The sequence below is a fragment of the Pseudomonas fluorescens Q2-87 genome (assembly GCF_000281895.1).
Lineage (GTDB): Bacteria > Pseudomonadota > Gammaproteobacteria > Pseudomonadales > Pseudomonadaceae > Aquipseudomonas > Aquipseudomonas fluorescens_S.
Genome location: NZ_CM001558.1, coordinates 877853 through 897565, shown reverse-complemented (window position 1 = coordinate 897565; position 19713 = coordinate 877853). Strand labels below are relative to the sequence as shown.

Here is a 19713-nt window from a genome sequence, read left to right as displayed (position 1 = left end):
CGTAGCCCAGCGGGAGCAAGCTCCCTCGCCACGGGGCCCCTGAATATTTTCACGCGCCCGTGCCACCCACGGTAATCGCGTCGATCTTCAAGGTCGGCTGGCCGACACCCACCGGCACCGATTGCCCGTCCTTGCCACACGTCCCTACGCCGCTGTCCAAACTCAAATCGTTGCCGACCATCGATACCTTGCTCATCGCCTCCGGTCCGTTGCCGATCAGGGTCGCGCCCTTGACCGGGGCGGTGATCTTGCCGTCTTCGATCAGGTAGGCCTCGCTGGTGGAGAAGACGAATTTGCCGCTGGTGATGTCCACTTGGCCACCGCCGAGGTTGGCGCAATAGATGCCCCTTTTCACCGAAGCGATGATTTCCGCAGGGTCGCTCTGGCCACCCAGCATGTAGGTGTTGGTCATGCGCGGCATCGGCAGGTGCGCGTAGGATTCGCGGCGGCCATTGCCGGTACGGGCCACGCCCATCAGCCGGGCGTTGAGCTTGTCCTGCATGTAGCCCTTGAGCACGCCGTTCTCGATCAGCGTGGTGCATTCGGTTGGAGTGCCCTCGTCGTCGACGCTCAAGGAGCCGCGGCGCCCGGCCAGGGTGCCGTCATCGACGATGGTGCAGAGTTTCGAGGCGACCATTTCGCCCATGCGTCCGCTGTAGGCCGAACTGCCCTTGCGGTTGAAGTCTCCTTCCAGGCCATGGCCCACCGCTTCATGCAGGAGTACACCGGACCAGCCGGAGCCCAGCACCACCGGCAGCGTACCCGCCGGGGCCGGGATAGCTTCGAGGTTGACCAGCGCCTGGCGCAGCGCTTCGCGGGCGTAGCCCATGGCGCGGTCTTCAGTGAGGAAATAGCGGTAATCGGTGCGTCCACCGCCACCATGGCCGCCACGTTCGCGACGGCCATTCTGTTCGACGATCACGCTGACGTTGAATCGCACCAACGGTCGCACGTCCGCCGCCAGGCCGCCATCGGTGGACGCCACCAGGATGCGCTCCCAGACCCCGGCCATGCTCACCGAGACTTGCTGGATACGGGGGTCGAGGGCACGGGTGGCGACGTCGATGCGCTTGAGCAATTCGACCTTTTCCGCGCGGCTCATGACTTCCAGGGGGTTATCCGGCGCGTACAACTGCGCCACGTCCTGGCTGCTGAAGGCCTGGACCGTGCCGTTCTGCCCGGCCCGGGAGATCGAGCGGGCCGCACGGGCAGCAGCGCCCAAGGCTTCGAGAGTGATGGCGTTGCTATAGGCAAAACCGGTCTTTTCACCGGACTGGGCCCGTACGCCCACACCTTGGTCGAGGTTGAAACTGCCTTCCTTGACGATGCCGTCTTCCAGCGACCAGGACTCGGAAATCTGCCCCTGGAAATACAGGTCGGCAGCGTCGATGCCCGGACCGGCCAGGTCGCCCAGTACGCCTTGCAGGCTTTCCAGGGTGACGCCGCCGGGGGCAAGAAGGTGTTCACTGACTGAGGACAACAACCCGCTCATATGTTTTACGCCTTGAATTCGTCGTCTTGGACAGGCCGCTGTCGAGCGCCCTGCGAGAAAAAGCGCCGATGGCTGGCCACCGGCATGCGCGCCCGGATGGACGCTTGTTCGCTGCTGTCGCGCTCGGCCACCAGCACAGCCTCGCCTTGATCCTGTTGCGCCAGCACGCGGCCCCAGGGGTCGACAATCGCGGCATGGCCAAAGGTTTCCCGTGGCCCCGGATGCAACCCACCTTGGGCCGCCGCCAGCACATAACACTGGGTTTCGATGGCCCGGGCGCGAATCAGCACGTCCCAATGCGCCGCGCCGGTGACCGCCGTAAACGCCGAGGGCGCCGTGATCAACTCGGCCCCGGCCGCCCGCAGTTCGCTGTACAGCTCCGGGAAACGCAAGTCATAGCAGACCGTCAGGCCAACCTTTCCTACCGGGGTGTCGGCGACCACCACATTGCCGCCATAAGCATAGTCATCAGACTCGCGATAGCGCCCGCGATTGTCCGCCACGTCTACGTCGAACAGGTGCAGCTTGTCATAGCGCGCCACGACTTGGCCTCGATCGTCGATCAACAACGAACAGGCGTGGACCTTGGCTTCGGGTCGCTCCACCGGCGGCAGCGGCAGCGTGCCGGCCACAATCCATAAGTTGAGGTCGCGGGCGGCCTGTTTCAACCAGGGCAGGATCGGTCCCTGACCAAAGGCTTCGGCGCGACCGATGTCGGCGATGTCCCGCCGCCCCATGGCGGCAAAATTTTCAGGCAACACCGCCAACCGCGCGCCGCCAGCCGCCGCCTGTTCCAGCAGCACGCGGGCACGGGCCAGGTTGGCGAGCACGTCGCTCTGGCTGACCATTTGAATCACTGCGAGTGGCATGGTGCTTCCCTCACTTTTTGCTTCATCTGCCCCTGTGGGAGCGGGCTTGCTCGCGAAGGCAGTGTGTCTGTCACATAAGTGCTGAATGTGCTGACGCATTCGCGAGCAAGCCCGCTCCCACGGGGGGACTGGCGCCAGCCTTCAGAACGGCTTGTCGAAGGTGATCTTCGGCTCCTTCCATGGCCCCTTGACGTCATATTTTACGCTGGCAAAGCGCGCCACGCGGTCGCCGATCAGTTTATCGATCAGGAACAGTGCCCCACCCACCGCCGGTGCACCAACGATCAACGCGGCGATGGGCAGGTTGTTGGTCACCGGTAATGTCACCAGCAGCTTGGCGTCAACCCGGTCGGCCACCATGTCCAGCGTTCCGTTGAGTTCCAGGTTGCTCGACGGCCCTGTCAGGGTAATCGGTTCACGGGTCACGTACACCCCTTCGCTCGCCACCAGCAACCCCTTGACCCGATCGTAGCTCAGGCCCTTGCCGAACAAATCGGAGAAATCCAGGCGCAGGCGTCGGCCGATGGAGTTGAAGTTCAGCAGGCCGAACACCCGCAACGCCTGGGCGCTGCCTTCGACTTCGACGAACTGCCCCTTGCTCAGCGAGGCATCGAGGCTACCTGAGAATCGTTTGGTGGCGACCCAGGCCGGCGAACCGGGCCAGCGCCCATCGACATCCAGGCGGAATTCCTGGCTGGTCACGCTTGGCGCAAACCCCCAGCCCTTGAGCACATCGGCGAGGTTCTTGCCGCTGATGCGCCCCTTGTACCAACTGTTGGTGGACCCGGGCGTACCTTCCCAGCCGCCGCTGCCGTTCAACACCATGCCCTTGAGGCCCATGTCCAGATTGTTCAGCGTAATGCCCTTGGCCGTGGGTCGTACTTTCAACGACCACGCACCGATGAGATCGGGTCCCTGGAACAACTGGTCAATGGCGATATCCATGGCCGGGATCTTACCGGGATCGACCGATGCCAGCGGGTCCGGCGCATTCTCATCCGCCTGGACCGTAGGATCCGCAGCTGGCAGGCGAACATAGTCGAGCTTGATGCCGATCGGCGCAGCCTTGGCGTCTGGCAGGCTGACGCTGCCCTTGGCTTGCTGGCTGTCGAGCCGCATGCCCCAGGCGTCCGGCTTGCGATCAAGTTGCACCGACGCCTGGTCCAGGGTCGTGCCCATGGCGGTGAGCTTGCCAATGGTCAAATCGACACTGTTGAGCAACTGCTTGGCACTGCCGCCCGGGTCTTGGCCGGCATACTTGTTCACCAGGTCCTGCCAGGGTCTGACGTCCAGTTCCGAGAGCGTACCGCGCAAGCGCAGGCCCTTGGCCCCAGGCAGGACCGCATCGCCGATGCCCAGCAACAATTCGCCACGTCCATCGGCAATGTTTTCACTCGGCGCGGCGTAAGTGAAATTGGCCAGGTCGCCATAATTGACCCAAAAGCGTCGCTCCGGCCCTTGCAGGGTCATGCGCAACGTTGTGTCGCGACCGACATCGGCCGCCATGCCGAACGGCGCGGGCAGGTCAACGGCAACGCCCTTGAGGTTGGAATTCACCGACAACTGGCTGTCGGCGCCATTGAGGACCACTTGAAGCTGGTAAGGCACCACCCCGGAAACCGGCAACGGCTGCGTGACGTTCAGCCAACTGGTGAGTTTCTTGATCTCCACCTGCCCTGAAGCCGTGACCCGTGTGTTAAGCGCTCCGGCGCGGCCCTCAGCAAAAATCTGTGCGGTCACGGGTCGGTCGAATGCCCGGGCGCTGATGCCCTTGCCGCTGAGCCCCTTGCTGCTGTCGAAACGCAAATCGCCTTTGAGCTGGGTCAGTTCCAGCGCCGGTTCGCTGAGTTTGAGCCGGGCCTTGTCGACGGCGAAGTCCACCAGGATCTTCGGTTGTTCGCCTTTGACCAGCGGGATGTCGAGCTTCAGGCTGCCTTGCAGATCGCCCTCGCCTTCCCAACCGGCGAACGTCTCGGCCGTGCCGATCGGTGCCGTCTGGAGAATCTTCAGGCCGTCGCCCAGTCCTCCGCTGAAGCCACCGTCCAACAGCAGGTGCGAGCTCTGTCCGCTGGGTACGTGGGGGATGTTCACCGACACATCCTTGACCTGGGTATCGAGCAATTGCCCTTGGCTGGCAAAGATGCGCACGCCGCTGTCTTCGACGAAAACGTCACCGCTGACCTTGCTGACCGAAGGCCAGCCCGGCTGGAACGCCAGTTCAGCGTCATGCACCTTGAAGAACAGGCTGATGCTGCGCGCCGCATCCTCGGCACCGTGGTTGAGCGAGCCCTGGTATTGGAAAAAACCTTGGTCTACCGCGCCCTTGACGATTGCCGTGCGCAACCACTCGTCCAGCGCCGGGCTGAGGACCGCCGGCAGGTATTTGCCGGTGTAGCGCCCGTCGCCGTCTACCAGGCCGACCCGCAGGTCCATGTAGTCTTCCTGGCTGTGGTCCAGATGCAGGCGAATCAGGAAGTCACCGGCAATCCGGCCCTCCTCGCCCAGCACCTTCAGGTACGGCGCGATCAAGGTGAAACTTTGCTTGTCCAGCTTCCAGGTCAGCCGGGCGTTGGCTTGCTGGTACTGCCACGGTTTGGCGAAGATCGGGTCCAGGTGCAGGGAAAAATCCTTGCTGTCCATGCGCAGCTCGCCGCCGCCGAGGTCGCCGCTCAGGCTCCCGGATACGTTACGGGCAGCCGGAGCGCCGTGATAGGCGTCAAAGCCCACGGTGTCCAGGTTGGTGGCGAAACTGACTTTCTGGTCCCCGGTGTTCTGCGGCCGGTAATCCACCAGCACGTTGCGCAGGCCACCGGTCACCTTCAGGCGGTCGATGGTCGTCGTCAGTCCCTCGGGCAGCGGCGCCAGGGCATTGAGCAGCGGGGTGAGCGGGGTCAGGTCGAGGCGGTCGGCCTCCAGGTGCCAGCGCTCTTCGGCCTTGTCCGTGGCGTTGCTCTGTTGCAATTGCAGACGCGATTCCCAACGGGTCTCGCCCAGGTTCATCGCGAGGGAGTCGAGGGTCGCGGTGAAGCCTTGGCTGCTGCGCTGGAAATAGCCGTTGAGGGCCAGATTGTGGATGTCTACCGGTTTGCGCTCGGCGTACGCGCCTTGGAGCTGCGGCGCGTTCAACCGCACGGCCGCGCTTTGCACCGTGCCTTCGCCCCAACTCAGCCACAGCTCGCCGCCGGCCTTGATCCGGGAAGGATTCCATTGTTGAGTCAGGCGTTTCGGCAGCCATTTCGCCCAGTCGCTTTGCGGCAGGCTCAGATAGGCATCGGCCTCGCCATTTTTCCAGTCGCTGGCGCGAATGCGGGTGCGCAGGTTGATCGCCACGGGTTGGCCGTCGGGCAGGGTCAGGCGTGCGTCCAGGCGCTGGCGGGTAGCGCCGGTGCGCAGGCTCAAGCCAACATAGGTGAGGGTCAGCGGCGGTTGTTCGAGGGGCTGCAAGGTCACTTGGCTATCGAGCACCGACAGCCTGGACACCACTTGCATGCGATCGAACAGTTGCTGCGGATCGAAGGGACGGTCGTCCTGCACCGGCAAACCTTCCAGGACCCATTTACCATCCGCGCCCTCCTTGAGACTGATCTTCAGGCCGCTGACTTCCAAATTGGCGATGCGCACCTGGCGCGCCAGCAAGCTGGCCCAGAGGTCAGGCACCGCGCGAACCTGGTCCAGGTGCAAGGCATTGGCCCCTTCGCCCACTACCACGTCGCGCGCCGCCAGTACCGGTGCCAGGGCGCTCCAGCTCCCGTCGAGACCGCCGATGTGCACGGGCATGCCCAAGGCTGCGCCGGCTCGTGTCTCGACCTCGGCGCGATACTCGGCCACCAGTGGAACCAACTCGCGTCCGAGACTGACATACAACGCCAGCAACACCAGCAGCAGCGCGCACAGGCTCAGCCCCCAGCGGGTCAGCACAGCCAAAATGCGTGTCAGACGCTCCATGTCACTGGGCTCCCCTGGCAAAGATAATCAAATCAGCGGCCCCGCCGCTTCCCAGGCCCTTCAGAGCAACACCACGTCATATTGTTCCTGCGAATACATGGTTTCTACCTGGAAGCGAATCGTGCGGCCGATAAAGGCTTCCAGCTCCGCGACGTTGCCGGACTCCTCATCGAGCAGCCGATCCACCACTTTCTGGTTCGCCAACACTCTATAACCGGTGGCTTGGTAGGCGCGCGCTTCCCGGAGGATTTCCCGGAAGATTTCGTAACACACGGTTTCCGGGGTCTTCAGCTTGCCCCGCCCCTGGCAACTGCTGCAGGGCTCGCACAGCACCTGCTCGAGGCTCTCGCGGGTGCGCTTGCGGGTCATCTGCACCAGGCCCAACTCGGTAATGCCGATGATGTTGGTCTTGGCGTGGTCGCGCTCGAGCTGCTTCTCCAGGGTGCGCAGCACCTGGCGCTGATGTTCTTCATCCTCCATGTCGATGAAGTCGATGATGATGATCCCACCCAGGTTGCGCAGGCGCAGTTGGCGGGCAATGGCGGTCGCCGCTTCCAGGTTGGTCTTGAAGATGGTTTCTTCCAGGTTGCGATGGCCGACAAACGCCCCGGTGTTAACGTCGATGGTGCTCATGGCTTCGGCCGGATCGACCACCAGGTAACCGCCGGACTTGAGCGGCACCTTGCGTTCCAGGGCTTTCTGGATTTCGTCCTCGACGCCGTAGAGGTCGAAAATCGGCCGTTCGCCCGGGTAATGTTCGAGGCGGTCGGCGATTTCCGGCATCAGCTCGGCCACGAACTGCGTGGTCTTCTGGAAGGTTTCCCGGGAATCGATGCGGATCTTCTCGATCTTGGGGCTGACCAGATCCCGCAGCGTGCGCAGCGCCAGGCCCAGGTCTTCGTAGATCACGCTGGGCGTGGCGATGGTCTTGATCTGCGCGGCGATCTGATCCCAGAGCCTGCGCAGGTAGCGGATATCCATGAGGATTTCATCGGCCCCGGCCCCTTCGGCGGCAGTGCGCAGGATGAACCCACCGGCTTCCTTGATGCCTTCTTTTTCCACGCAGTCGCTGACGACCTGCTTGAGACGTTCACGTTCGCCTTCGTCTTCGATCTTCAGCGAAATGCCGACATGTGCGGTACGCGGCATGTACACCAGGTAGCGCGACGGAATCGACAATTGCGTGGTCAGCCGCGCGCCCTTGGAGCCAATCGGATCCTTGGTGACCTGCACCACCAGGCTCTGGCCTTCGTGCACCAGCGCGCTGATGCTCTCCACTGCCGGGCCTTCGCGCATGGAGATTTCCGACGCGTGGATGAATGCCGCGCGGTCCAGGCCGATGTCGACGAAAGCCGCCTGCATGCCCGGCAACACCCGCACCACCTTGCCTTTGTAGATATTGCCGACAATGCCACGCTTTTGCGTGCGCTCGACGTGAACCTCTTGCAGCACACCGTTTTCAACCACCGCCACGCGCGATTCCATCGGCGTGATGTTGATCAGGATCTCTTCACTCATGGCAGGGTCTCGTTCAGGCATATTCACGATTATGGCCGCATCAGTCAGACGGCGCTCAGCGCGCGTTCAAGGTTTGCCAACAGGGTATGCCGAAATGGCCCAACAACTCGCAGGTTTCGCACAGTGGCAGGCCGACCACGGCTGAATAACTGCCTTCCAGCCCGGCGACGAACACTGCCCCCAACCCCTGGATGCCGTAGCCGCCGGCCTTGTCCCGGGGTTCGCCGCTGGCCCAGTAGGCCGCCGCTTCCCGCTCGGTGATGGCCCGAAAGCGCACCCGACTGCGGACCACATGGGATTCGCAACGCTGCCCGTCCAGTACGGCAATGGCAGTCAACACTTCATGCTCGCGACCGGACAGGCGCAGGAGCATCGACAAGGAGTCGGCCTGGTCCAGGGGTTTGCCCAGGATCCGCCCATCCAGCACCACCGCCGTGTCAGCGCCCAATACGCAGCCGTCCACGCCGTCTTCTTGCAAGGAGCGTTGCCCAGCCTCGGCCTTGCCGCGCGCCAAGCGCTCGACATAGGCCGATGGGGTTTCATCTTTCAGGGGAGTTTCGTCGATGTCCGCGCTGATGGCGGTAAAGGCTACGCCGATCTGCGTGAGCAGCTCACGGCGACGCGGCGAGCCTGAGGCGAGGTAAAGCGGTTTCATCAAGACATCTCCCTCTCAAGGTGCGGGCCAATGCCTGACCAAATCAGTTGATTTTGAAACGCAGGCGCAAGCCCCGTAGGCCGAAGCTGATCCAGGGCCAGAGCAAAGCACTGACCAGGGCTGGCAAGACCAGCGCCAGGGTCGGCTGGCGATTGCCGGTCAGCGCGCTGAGCCACAGCTGTACCAGTTGCGCCAGGCCGAAAATCACCAGGATGACCAGGCATTGCTGCCACATGGGGAACATGCGCAGGCGCTGCTGCAACGACAGCACCAGGAAGGTGATCAGCGTCAGGATCAACGCGTTCTGCCCCAGCAGCGTGCCGTAGAGCACGTCTTCGGCCAGGCCCAGACACCAGGCGGTGACCATGCCGACCTTGTGCGGCAGGGCCAACGCCCAAAATGCGAGCAACAAGGCCAGCCACAGCGGGCGCAGGATCTCCATGAACTGCGGCAGCGGCGAAACGCTGAGCAGCAGGCCGATGGCGAAGGTCAGCCAGACCATCCAGCCGTTACCGGATTGGGTACTGCTCATTCTTCTCGTGCTCCCCTGGAGGCCGGCGCGGCAGCCGGCGTGGAGACGGGCGGCTTGGCTGCGGGCTTGGCGGGCTGGGCCGCTGGCGCGTGTGCCGAAGGCCGGGTGGATGTCGTGGCGGGTACAGCGGGCGCGACAGCCGGCGCATGACCGGAAGGCCTGGCCGGTGTAGGTGCAGTGGGTGCGGCAGTCGGTGTCGTTGCCGGGGCCGTCGCGGCCGGTGCAGGGGCTGCCGGTTTCGGCACGATGGCGGGCACTGGCGCCGGTGTGCCGGAAGCAGCTGGCTCGCCGCCCTGGCGGTCCTGTGCTTCCTGGGCTACGGCGGCGTCGTTGGCGCGTTCTTCCGGCGTGCGATTGTCGCTGAACACCAACAGCAGGTAGCGGCTGCGATTCAGCGCGGCCGTCGGCACCGCACGCACGATGGCAAAAGGCTGGCCGGAATCATGGATGACTTCCTTGACCGTCGCCACCGGATAACCGGCCGGGAAGCGCTGACCGAGGCCGGAGCTGACCAGCAGGTCGCCTTCCTTGATGTCAGCGGTATCGGCTACGTGCCGCAATTCCAGGCGTTCCGGGTTGCCGGTGCCGCTGGCAATGGCGCGCAGGCCGTTGCGATTGACCTGCACCGGGATGCTATGGGTGGTATCGGTCAGCAACAGCACGCGGGACGTGTACGGCATCAACTCCACGACCTGGCCCATCAGGCCCCGGGCATCGAGCACCGGCTGGCCGAGGACGACGCCGTCGCGCTCACCCTTGTTGATGAGGATGCGATGGGTAAACGGATTGGGGTCCATGCCGATCAATTCGGCCACTTCGACCTTTTCGTTGACCAGCGCAGAAGAGTTGAGCAACTCGCGCAGCCGTACGTTCTGCTCGGTGAGGGCCGCCAGCTTCTGCATGCGCCCCTGCAACAGCAGGTTTTCGGTCTTGAGTTTTTCGTTTTCGGCGACCAGTTCGGTCCGGCTGCCAAACTGACTGGCCACACCTTGCCACAAACGCTGGGGCAGGTCGGTGATCCAATAGGATTCCATTAACACCAGCGACATCTGGCTGCGCACAGGCTTGAGCAGCGTAAAACGGGCATCGACCACCATCAGCGCAACCGATAGCACGGCCAGCACCAGCAGGCGCACACCCAATGAGGGGCCTTTGGCGAAAAGCGGTTTAATAGGCCGCTCCTCCCAGGCAAATGTTCTCTTTATTCATACGGCATCAAACCGGCCTGGATACGAATGACAGAAGATAAACGCCAACGGGCAGCACTGCAAAGTGCTGCCCGGGAGCGAACAACATAGACCATCCAGCAAGACTTATTCGCTGGAGAGCAGGTCCATGGTGTGCTTGTCCATCATTTCCAATGCACGGCCACCGCCGCGAGCAACGCAGGTCAACGGGTCTTCGGCCACGATCACCGGCAGGCCGGTTTCCTGGGCCAGCAGCTTGTCGAGGTCACGCAGCAGCGCGCCACCACCGGTCAGCACCAGGCCGCGCTCAGCGATGTCCGAGGCCAACTCCGGCGGCGACTGCTCCAGGGCGCTCTTGACCGCTTGCACGATGGTCGCCAGCGACTCTTGCAGCGCTTCGAGCACTTCGTTGGAATTGAGGGTGAAGGCACGTGGAACGCCTTCGGCCAGGTTGCGGCCGCGGACGTCGACTTCGCGCACTTCACCGCCCGGGTAGGCAGTGCCGATTTCCTGCTTGATGCGTTCGGCGGTGGATTCGCCGATCAGGCTGCCGTAGTTGCGACGCACGTAGGTAATGATCGCTTCGTCGAAACGGTCGCCGCCCACACGTACGGATTCGGCATAGACCACACCGTTGAGGGAGATCAGTGCGATTTCGGTGGTACCACCGCCGATATCGACAACCATCGAGCCGCGGGCTTCTTCCACCGGCAGGCCGGCACCGATGGCAGCTGCCATTGGCTCTTCGATCAGGAATACTTCGCGGGCACCGGCACCGAGGGCCGATTCACGGATGGCGCGACGCTCCACCTGGGTGGATTTGCATGGCACGCAGATCAGCACGCGAGGGCTGGGCTGCAGGAAGCTGTTTTCGTGAACCTTGTTGATGAAGTACTGCAGCATCTTTTCGCAGACGCTGAAGTCGGCGATCACGCCGTCCTTCATGGGACGAATGGCCGCGATGTTGCCCGGTGTACGGCCCAGCATGCGCTTGGCTTCCGTACCGACAGCCACGACACTTTTCTGGTTACCGTGGGTGCGGATGGCCACGACCGAGGGTTCATTCAGGACGATACCGCGCTCGCGCACGTAAATAAGGGTGTTGGCAGTGCCCAGGTCAATGGAAAGATCGCTGGAAAACATGCCACGCAGTTTCTTGAACATGGGAAAGGGACCCTAGGCAACGCGTGGGTAAAAAAGTGCGGCAAACTCTAACAACGACAGGGATTTTGGGCAAGGCGCCAATATGTTAAATTGACCGCTTTTCTGCGCACCAAACCCTACAATCGCGGCCAAAAGACCGTAGAACTGCGGTAGTGTTCCGACAATCTAACACACGGACAGACTACGTCCGTTTTGTTTTCCACTGGAGAATCCCATGGCGCTTGAACGCTCCGACGTGGAAAAAATCGCTCATCTGGCCTGTCTGGGCCTCAATGAAGCCGATCTTCCACACATCACTTCTGCCCTGAACAGCATTCTGGGGCTGGTCGACGAGATGCAGGCGGTCGATACCGACGGTATCGAGCCTCTGGCCCACCCACTGGAAGCCAGCCAGCGCCTGCGCGCCGACATCGTGACCGAATCCAATCACCGCGAGGCCTACCAGTCCATCGCACCAGCGGTCGAAAACGGCCTGTACCTGGTTCCGAAAGTCATCGACTAAAGGGAAAGAGCCTCTCATGCATCACATGACCCTGGCCGAGATCGCCCGCGGACTCGCCGATAAAAAGTTTTCTTCCGAAGAGCTGACCCAGGTCCTGCTGGCGCGCATCGCCCAGCTCGATCCGCAGCTCAACAGTTTCATCAGCCTCACCCCGGAGCTGGCCCTGAGCCAGGCCAAGGCCGCCGACGCCCGGCGCGCCAACGGTGAGAGCGGCGCCCTGCTCGGCGCACCGATCGCCCACAAGGATCTGTTCTGCACCCAGGGCATCCGCACCAGTTGCGGCTCGAAGATGCTCGACAACTTCAAGGCCCCGTACGACGCCACCGTGGTTGCCAAGCTGGCCGCCGCCGGTGCCGTGACCCTGGGCAAGACCAACATGGACGAATTCGCCATGGGCTCGGCCAACGAGTCGAGCTACTACGGCGCAGTGAAAAACCCGTGGAACCTGGAGCACGTACCGGGCGGCTCGTCCGGCGGTTCCGCTGCCGCCGTGGCCGCGCGCCTGCTGCCAGCCGCCACCGCCACCGACACCGGCGGCTCGATTCGCCAGCCGGCGGCGTTCACCAACCTCACCGGTTTGAAGCCGACCTACGGTCGCGTCTCGCGCTGGGGCATGATCGCCTACGCCTCCAGCCTCGACCAGGGCGGCCCGCTGGCCCGCACCGCCGAAGACTGCGCGCTCCTGCTGCAAGGCATGGCCGGCTTCGACCCGAACGACTCCACCAGCATCGATGAACCGGTGCCGGACTACAGCGCCAGCCTCAACGGTTCGCTGCAAGGCCTGCGCATCGGCGTGCCGAAGGAATATTTCGGTGCCGGTCTCGACCCGCGTATCGCCGACCTGATCCACAACAGCATCAAGGAATTGGAAAAGCTCGGTGCGGTGGTCAAGGAAATCAGCCTGCCGAACATGCAGCACGCAATTCCTGCGTACTACGTGATCGCCCCGGCCGAAGCATCTTCCAACCTGTCGCGTTTCGACGGCGTGCGTTTCGGCCATCGCTGCGAGAACCCGGAAAACCTGATCGACCTGTACAAGCGCTCCCGTGGCGAAGGCTTCGGCGCCGAAGTGCAGCGCCGGATCATGGTCGGTGCCTACGCGCTGTCCGCCGGCTACTACGATGCCTACTACCTCAAGGCGCAGAAAATCCGTCGCCTGGTGAAAAACGACTTCATGGCTGCCTTCAACGAAGTCGACATCATCCTCGGCCCGACCACGCCGAATCCGGCGTGGAAACTCGGCGCCAAGAACAGCGATCCGGTCGCTGCGTACCTGGAAGACGTCTACACCATCACCGCCAACCTCGCCGGTTTGCCGGGGCTGTCCATGCCGGCCGGTTTCGTCGACGGCCTGCCGGTGGGCGTACAGCTGCTCGCGCCGTACTTCCAGGAAGGCCGCCTGCTCAATGTGGCGCACCAGTACCAGCAGAACACTGACTGGCATACCCGCACCCCAACCGGCTTCTGAGGAGAAACACATGCAATGGGAAGTCGTGATCGGGCTGGAGATTCACACCCAGCTCACCACCCGGTCGAAAATATTTTCCGGTAGCTCCACCACGTTCGGCTCCGAGCCGAACACCCAGGCCAGCCTGGTAGACCTGGGCATGCCAGGCGTGCTGCCGGTGCTCAACGCCGAAGCGGTGCGCATGGCGGTGATGTTCGGCCTGGCGATCGACGCCGAGATCGGCCAGCACAACGTGTTCGCCCGCAAGAACTACTTCTACCCGGACCTGCCCAAGGGCTACCAGATCAGCCAGATGGAACTGCCGATCGTCGGCAAGGGCCACTTGGACATCGCCCTGGAAGACGGCACGGTCAAGCGCGTCGGCATTACCCGTGCGCACCTGGAAGAAGACGCCGGCAAGAGCCTGCACGAAGAATTCAACGGCGCCACCGGCATCGACCTGAACCGCGCTGGCACGCCGCTGCTGGAAATCGTCTCTGAACCGGACATGCGCAGCGCCAAGGAAGCCGTGGCCTACGTCAAGGCGATCCATGCGTTGGTGCGTTACCTGGGCATCTGCGACGGCAACATGGCCGAAGGCTCGCTGCGCTGCGACTGCAACGTGTCGATCCGGCCCAAGGGCCAGGTTGAGTTCGGCACCCGCTGTGAGATCAAGAACGTCAACTCGTTCCGCTTCATCGAAAAAGCGATCAACAGCGAGATCCAGCGCCAGATCGAACTGATCGAGGACGGTGGCAAGGTCATCCAGCAGACCCGCCTGTACGACCCGAACAAGGACGAGACCCGTCCGATGCGCAGCAAGGAAGAAGCCAACGACTACCGTTACTTCCCCGACCCGGACCTGTTGCCGGTGGTTATCGAAAACTCGTTCCTCGACGACGTACGCACCACCCTGCCGGAGCTACCGCCGCAGAAACGCGAGCGTTTCCAAGCGCAGTTCGGCCTGTCGAGCTATGACGCCAACGTCCTGGCCACCAGCCGCGAGCAGGCCGATTACTTCGAGAAAGTCGTAAGCATCGGCGGCGACGCCAAGCTGGCGGCCAACTGGGTGATGGTTGAATTGGGCAGCCTGCTGAACAAGCAGGGCCTGGAGATCGACGAGTCGCCGGTGTCGGCCGAGCAATTGGGCGGCATGCTCCTGCGCATCAAGGACAACACCATCTCCGGCAAGATCGCCAAAATGGTCTTCGAAGCGATGGCCAATGGTGAAGGCAGCGCCGACGAGATCATCGAAAAGCGCGGCTTGAAGCAAGTCACCGACACGGGTGCGATCAGCGCCGTGCTCGATGAAATGCTCGCAGCCAACGCCGAGCAGGTCGAACAGTACCGGGCGGCAGACGAAGCCAAGCGCGGCAAGATGTTCGGCTTCTTCGTCGGCCAGGCCATGAAAGCCTCCAAGGGCAAGGCCAACCCGCAACAGGTCAACGAATTGCTTAAAAGCAAGCTCGAGGGCTGATGGACATGGAGCCAGTCTTTGAATCTGGCTCATTCCCCTGTGGGAGCGGGCTTGCTCGCGAAGGCGTCATCGGATGCAACATTGATGTTGAATTTGATGGCCCCTTCGCGAGCAAGCCCGCTCCCACACTTGTATTTGGAAACTTTCAAATGAAGCGTCTCCTCGGCGCCTGCGCCCTGCTGTTCCTGCTGGCCGGCTGCGCCAGCCAGAGCGGGACGGTCGATCCACACGGCTACGACCAGACCGGCGTCGCCTCCTATTACGGCTCCAGGCACCACGGCAAGCGCACCGCCAGCGGCGAGCGTTTCGACCAGCACAGCCTGACAGCCGCCCATCGCCAGCTGCCATTCGGCACGCGGGTGAAAATCACCAACCTGGGCAACAATGACAGCGTGGTGGTGCGCATCAACGACCGGGGCCCATACTCACGCGGCCGCCTGATCGACGTTTCCCGCGAAGCCGCCGAGCAACTGGGCATGTTGCGCAGCGGCACCGCACGGGTGCGCGTGCAAGCCCTCGACGATTGATAGACGGAGCCCGGCCATTTCCCTACTTACCGCCCTACCGCTGCTCAGCCTGATCGAACTGCTCGGCGGCCTGCTGTTGCTGATTGCCGGTGCCGAGTTGTTGGTGCGCACCGCTGTGGGCCTGGCAGCACGCTTGCAAGTGCGACCATTGATCATCGGCCTGACCGTCGTCGCCTTCGGCAGCAGCGCGCCACAAATGGCCGTCAGCCTGCAAGCGACCCTGGCGCAGAACGCCGACATCGCCGTGGGCAGTGTGATCGGCAGCAGTATCTTCAATATCCTCGTTACCCTCGGCCTGTCGGCACTGATCATCCCGCTGCGCGTCTCGCGCCAGTTGGTGCGCCTGGACATCCCGTTGATGATCGGCGCCGCCCTGCTGGTGTTCGTGCTGGCCTGGAACGAAGAACTGACCCGACTCGACGGCATGCTGCTGTTGATGGCCCTGGCGGTGTACCTGGGCCTGTTGCTGCGTCAATCGCGGCATTCGGTACGTCCCCACGCGGCGGGTGTCGCAGTTGCGCAGGTGTCCTGGCCCAAGAGCCTGTCGATGATCGTGCTGGGCCTGGCGATGCTGATTTATGCCGGGCACTTGCTGCTGGGCGCGGCGGTGGAAGTGGCGACGGACCTTGGGCTTTCGGAGCGCATCATCGGCCTGACCATCGTCGCCGTCAGCACCTCGCTGCCGGAACTCGCCACCTCGCTGATCGCCGCGCTGAGGGGCCAACGGGACATCGCGGTGGGCAACGTCATTGGTAGCAACCTGTTCAACTTACTGGGCGTGCTGGGGGTGACGGCCCTCGCCGCGCCGACGCCACTTTCCGTCTCGCCCAACGCCCTGGATTTCGACCTGCCGGTGATGCTCGGCGTGGCTGTGTTGTGCTTGCCGGTGTTCTACTCCGGTTACCGCGTCACCCGCGCCGAAGGCCTGTTGTTCCTCGGCCTGTACCTGGCCTACGGGCTGCACGTGGTGTCGTTTACCACCGGCATGCCGTTGGCCGGCCAACTGGAACGGCTGATGCTGTTCTATGTGCTGCCGGCCTTGCTGGTATTTTTGCTGTTCAGCTCTTTGCGCGCCTGGCGCCGCCAACACCATAAGAGGGATTTGCCGTGACCGACACTCCAAAGACCGGCCTGGACATGCGTCGCCAGGTCATGGGCGACGCATTCGTCGACCGCGCCCTGGGCAACGCTACCGAATTCACCCAACCTTTGCAGGACTTCGTCAACGAGCATGCCTGGGGCAGCGTCTGGAGCCGCGAAGGCCTGCCGTTGAAAACCCGCAGCCTGATCACCCTCGCCGCCCTCACTGCGCTCAAATGCCCGCAGGAGCTCAAAGGCCACGTGCGCGGCGCGCTGAATAACGGTTGCACGGTGGAAGAGATTCGCGAGGCGCTGCTGCATTGCGCGGTGTACGCCGGAGTGCCGGCGGCGATCGATGCGTTTCGGGCGGCGCAGGAAGTGATCGATAGCTATCAGAAGCCTGAGTAAAAGCCTGAGCCTTGCAGTGACAGGTCAGGCCTCTTCGCGAGCAAGCCCGCTCCCACATTGACTGCGTTCTTCCATGGGAACGCGGTCGAATATGGGAGCGGGCTTGCTCGCGAATGGATCGAAAGAACACCGCAAACCCGAACCTAGATCCACCCACCCCACTGCAACACAAAAATCCCCACATTAGTGGTAATCGCCGCCATCAACGTGGTGATGACGATGATCGCCGCCGCCAGTTCATGGTTACCCTCGGCCGCCCGGGCCATGACGAAGCTGGCCGCAGCGGTGGGGCTGCCGAAGTACAGGAACAGAATCCCCAACTCGGCCCCGCGAAAACCCCAGAGCCAGGCACCGAGGGTGGTCAGCAGCGGCAGGCCGACCATTTTCACCAGGCTCGAACTCAGGGCCATCTTGCCGCTCTTGCGCAAGGCTGCAAGGGACAGCGTGCCGCCGATGCAGATCAGCGCCAGGGGCAAGGTCATTTGCGAGAGGTATTTGGCCGAGGTCTCGAACCAGTTCGGCAGGCCGATCTGCCAATAGGCAAACGGTGCGGCGACGATCACGCTGATGATCAGGGGATTGCTGATAACGCTTTTGCAGATGCTCCACGGATCGGACTTGATCACCGGGCTGTATACCGCCAGGACGATGGTCGACAGGGTGTTGTAGAACAGGATCACCAGCGCCGCGAGTATCGCCCCCAAGGAAATCCCGTAGTCGCCGTACATGCTCGCCGCCAGCGCCAGGCCGATCACGCCGTTGTTGCCGCGAAACGCACCTTGGGTATAGATGCCGCGATCCTCGCGCGGGCAACGCCAGATCGCCCAACCCCAGGCCATCGCAAAGCTCACCAGGGTAGCGATGGAGAAATAGATCAGCAGGTCGGGCTGCAACGCCGCGTGCAGGTCGGCATGGAGGATGCCGAGGAACAACAGCGCCGGCATGGTGACGTTGAACACCAGGGACGAGGCGATGTGGATGAAATTGTCGTTGATCCAGTAGATGCGCTTGAGCAACGTCCCCAAAAACAGCATGGCAAACACCGGCGCGGTGATATTCAGGGTTTCGAGGAAAATTGCCAGCATGCCGGGGACCTTTGAAAGGGGTGTCGTTAGGTGGCTAATGATAAGCCACCCACGGCGTTGGCGTCTGGTGAAGCGTCTTCGCGAGCAGGCTCGCTCCCACATTTGTTCTTTGGTGAACACAAAATCCATATCCACCGCAGCCCCCTTGTGGGAGCGAGCTTGCTCGCGAAGACGTCGGCTCAGCCAACATCAATGCAAGCTGAACTGCCGCCTTCGCGAGCAAGCCCGCTCCCACAGTGGTTCTCGGCGATCAACAAGTGATCAAGTAATCGGCGCCGGGTTGAACAGCGTGATGTCGTTGAACAGCTTGTGCCGCTCCGCCCAGGTCTGCTTCCTGCCGCTGGCCACGTCCAGGTAGTAGTGGAACAACTCCCAACCCAGCTCCTCGATGGTGGCGCGTCCGGTGGCGATCCGGCCGGCGTCGATGTCGATCAGGTCCGGCCAGCGCTGGGCCAGTTCGGTGCGGGTCGAGACCTTCACCACCGGTGCCATCGCCAAGCCGTAAGGCGTGCCCCGACCCGTGGTGAACACATGCAGGTTCATCCCCGCCGCGAGTTGCAGCGTGCCGCAGACGAAATCGCTGGCCGGCGTGGCGCAGAAGATCAGGCCCTTCTGCTTGAAGCGTTCGCCCGGGCCGAGCACGCCATTGATCGCGCTGCTGCCGGACTTGACGATCGACCCCAGGGATTTCTCGACGATGTTCGACAACCCGCCCTTCTTGTTGCCCGGCGTGGTGTTGGCGCTGCGATCCGCTTCGCCCTTGGCCAGGTACCGGTCGTACCAGTCCATTTCGCGCACCAGCTCCTGGGCGACTTCCTGGGTTTGCGCCCGGGAGGTCAACAGGTAGATGGCATCGCGCACTTCGGTGACTTCGGAAAACATCACCGTCGCCCCGGCACGCAACAGCAAGTCCGAGGCATAGCCCAGGGCCGGGTTGGCGGTAATACCGGAGAACGCATCGCTGCCGCCGCACTGCATGCCCAGGATCAGTTCCGAGGCCGGCACGGTTTCGCGGCGGCGCTGGTCGAGTCTCTTCAGGCGAGTCTCAGCCAGCTCCATGATCTGCTCGATCATTTCGGTGAAACCGTGACTGGAGTCCTGCAAGCGATACAGCCAAGGCTCGCTGAGGTCCACCGAGCTGTCGCCTTCATGCATCACCTGACCGGCCTGCAATTTCTCGCAGCCCAGACTGATCACCAGTGCTTCGCCACCCAGGTTCGGGTTGCGCGCCAGGTTGCGCACGGTGCGGATCGGGATGTAGGCGTCAGTGGCGGTGATCGCCACGCCACAGCCGTAGCTATGGGTCAGCGCCACCACGTCATCGACGTTCGGGTACTTGGGCAGCAACTCATCCTTGATGCGCTTGACCGCGTGATCCAGCACCCCGGTCACGCACTGCACGGTCGTGGTGATGCCGAGGATATTGCGCGTACCGACGGTACCGTCGGCGTTGCGATAACCTTCGAAGGTGTAACCCTCCAGCGGCGCATCGGCCGCCGGCACGTCGGTGGACAGCGGCAGGCTGTCCAACGGTGGCGCGGTGGGCATGCGCAGCTGGTCTTCCTTGACCCAACTGCCACGGGGGATCGGCTGCAACGCGTAGCCAATGACCTGGCCGTAGCGAATCACCTCGCCGCCCTCGGGAATATCTTCCAGGGTGACCTTGTGGCTCTGCGGTACAAAGTCCACGGTGACCAAGCCGTCCGGGAACTCGGTCCCGGCCGGTACGCCTTGGTCATTGACGACGATCACGACGTTGTCCCGCTCATGCAGGCGGATGTAACGAGGCGAATCGGCATGTTCAATCAGTTGCATCGATGCCGCT

Annotated in this window: 16 protein-coding genes; 6 read left to right on the top strand and 10 right to left on the bottom strand. The window is 62.9% G+C overall.

Features of this window, described 5'->3' with window-relative positions; translation table 11 throughout:
* Window positions 1–49: 49 nt before the first annotated feature.
* From tldD to mreB, 8 genes are all read right to left on the bottom strand, one after another.
* A complete protein-coding gene (tldD, locus tag PFLQ2_RS23615) occupies window positions 50–1492 on the bottom strand; it encodes a metalloprotease TldD (protein WP_003177994.1) in 1443 nt (480 codons plus the stop codon).
* A 5-nt stretch (window positions 1493–1497) separates the two neighbouring features.
* Window positions 1498–2361 carry a carbon-nitrogen hydrolase family protein gene (locus PFLQ2_RS23620; protein ID WP_003177992.1) on the bottom strand — a complete coding sequence of 288 codons (864 nt, stop codon included), beginning with the start codon at window positions 2359–2361 and terminating at the stop codon, window positions 1498–1500.
* Between the two features lie 141 nt (window positions 2362–2502).
* The gene (locus PFLQ2_RS23625; protein ID WP_003177990.1) at window positions 2503–6306 is read right to left on the bottom strand and encodes a YhdP family protein; all 3804 of its coding nucleotides are present in this window, start codon (window positions 6304–6306) and stop codon (window positions 2503–2505) included.
* 60 nt (window positions 6307–6366) lie between these two features.
* Window positions 6367–7824: a ribonuclease G gene (gene rng / locus PFLQ2_RS23630; protein WP_003177988.1), complete on the bottom strand. Its 1458-nt coding sequence runs from the start codon at window positions 7822–7824 to the stop codon at window positions 6367–6369.
* Window positions 7825–7879: 55 nt separating this feature from the next.
* Window positions 7880–8479 carry a Maf family protein gene (locus PFLQ2_RS23635; RefSeq protein WP_003177987.1) on the bottom strand — a complete coding sequence of 200 codons (600 nt, stop codon included), beginning with the start codon at window positions 8477–8479 and terminating at the stop codon, window positions 7880–7882.
* A gap of 43 nt (window positions 8480–8522) precedes the next feature.
* Window positions 8523–9011, bottom strand: coding sequence for a rod shape-determining protein MreD (gene mreD / locus PFLQ2_RS23640; protein ID WP_003177985.1), 489 nt, complete (start codon window positions 9009–9011; stop codon window positions 8523–8525).
* A complete protein-coding gene (mreC, locus tag PFLQ2_RS23645) occupies window positions 9008–10183 on the bottom strand; it encodes a rod shape-determining protein MreC (RefSeq protein ID WP_083455095.1) in 1176 nt (391 codons plus the stop codon). Before mreC ends, mreD begins: the two co-directional genes overlap by 4 nt.
* Before the next feature lie 141 nt (window positions 10184–10324).
* Complete coding sequence (gene mreB / locus PFLQ2_RS23650; RefSeq protein WP_002555108.1) at window positions 10325–11362, bottom strand: rod shape-determining protein MreB; 1038 nt, start codon at window positions 11360–11362, stop codon at window positions 10325–10327.
* Between the two features lie 214 nt (window positions 11363–11576).
* Between mreB and gatC the strand changes: the two genes are divergently transcribed.
* The 6 genes from gatC to PFLQ2_RS23680 all read left to right on the top strand — a co-directional run bounded on the left by gatC (window position 11577) and on the right by PFLQ2_RS23680 (window position 16803).
* On the top strand, window positions 11577–11864 hold the full coding sequence (gatC, locus tag PFLQ2_RS23655; RefSeq protein ID WP_003177981.1) for an Asp-tRNA(Asn)/Glu-tRNA(Gln) amidotransferase subunit GatC: 288 nt from the start codon (window positions 11577–11579) through the stop codon (window positions 11862–11864).
* Window positions 11865–11880: 16 nt separating this feature from the next.
* Window positions 11881–13332, top strand: coding sequence for an Asp-tRNA(Asn)/Glu-tRNA(Gln) amidotransferase subunit GatA (gatA, locus tag PFLQ2_RS23660; RefSeq protein WP_003177979.1), 1452 nt, complete (start codon window positions 11881–11883; stop codon window positions 13330–13332).
* Window positions 13333–13342: 10 nt separating this feature from the next.
* Window positions 13343–14788 (top strand): Asp-tRNA(Asn)/Glu-tRNA(Gln) amidotransferase subunit GatB, encoded by a 1446-nt coding sequence (gatB, locus tag PFLQ2_RS23665; protein ID WP_003177978.1) that lies wholly within the window; start codon window positions 13343–13345, stop codon window positions 14786–14788.
* 149 nt (window positions 14789–14937) lie between these two features.
* Entirely contained in the window at window positions 14938–15315 is a 378-nt protein-coding gene (locus PFLQ2_RS23670; RefSeq protein WP_003177976.1) for a septal ring lytic transglycosylase RlpA family protein, read from the top strand.
* 49 nt (window positions 15316–15364) lie between these two features.
* Window positions 15365–16426, top strand: a complete 1062-nt coding sequence (locus PFLQ2_RS23675) for a calcium/sodium antiporter (protein WP_033045910.1) — start codon at window positions 15365–15367, stop codon at window positions 16424–16426.
* Between the two features lie 26 nt (window positions 16427–16452).
* Window positions 16453–16803 (top strand): carboxymuconolactone decarboxylase family protein, encoded by a 351-nt coding sequence (locus tag PFLQ2_RS23680; protein WP_371261152.1) that lies wholly within the window; start codon window positions 16453–16455, stop codon window positions 16801–16803.
* A gap of 143 nt (window positions 16804–16946) precedes the next feature.
* Here PFLQ2_RS23680 and PFLQ2_RS23685 read toward each other — a convergent pair whose 3' ends face one another.
* Together PFLQ2_RS23685 and garD are read right to left on the bottom strand one after the other, a co-directional pair.
* Window positions 16947–17888 (bottom strand): AEC family transporter, encoded by a 942-nt coding sequence (locus PFLQ2_RS23685; protein ID WP_003177971.1) that lies wholly within the window; start codon window positions 17886–17888, stop codon window positions 16947–16949.
* Between the two features lie 261 nt (window positions 17889–18149).
* Window positions 18150–19703, bottom strand: a complete 1554-nt coding sequence (garD, locus tag PFLQ2_RS23690; RefSeq protein ID WP_003177969.1) for a galactarate dehydratase — start codon at window positions 19701–19703, stop codon at window positions 18150–18152.
* Window positions 19704–19713 lie beyond the last annotated feature (10 nt).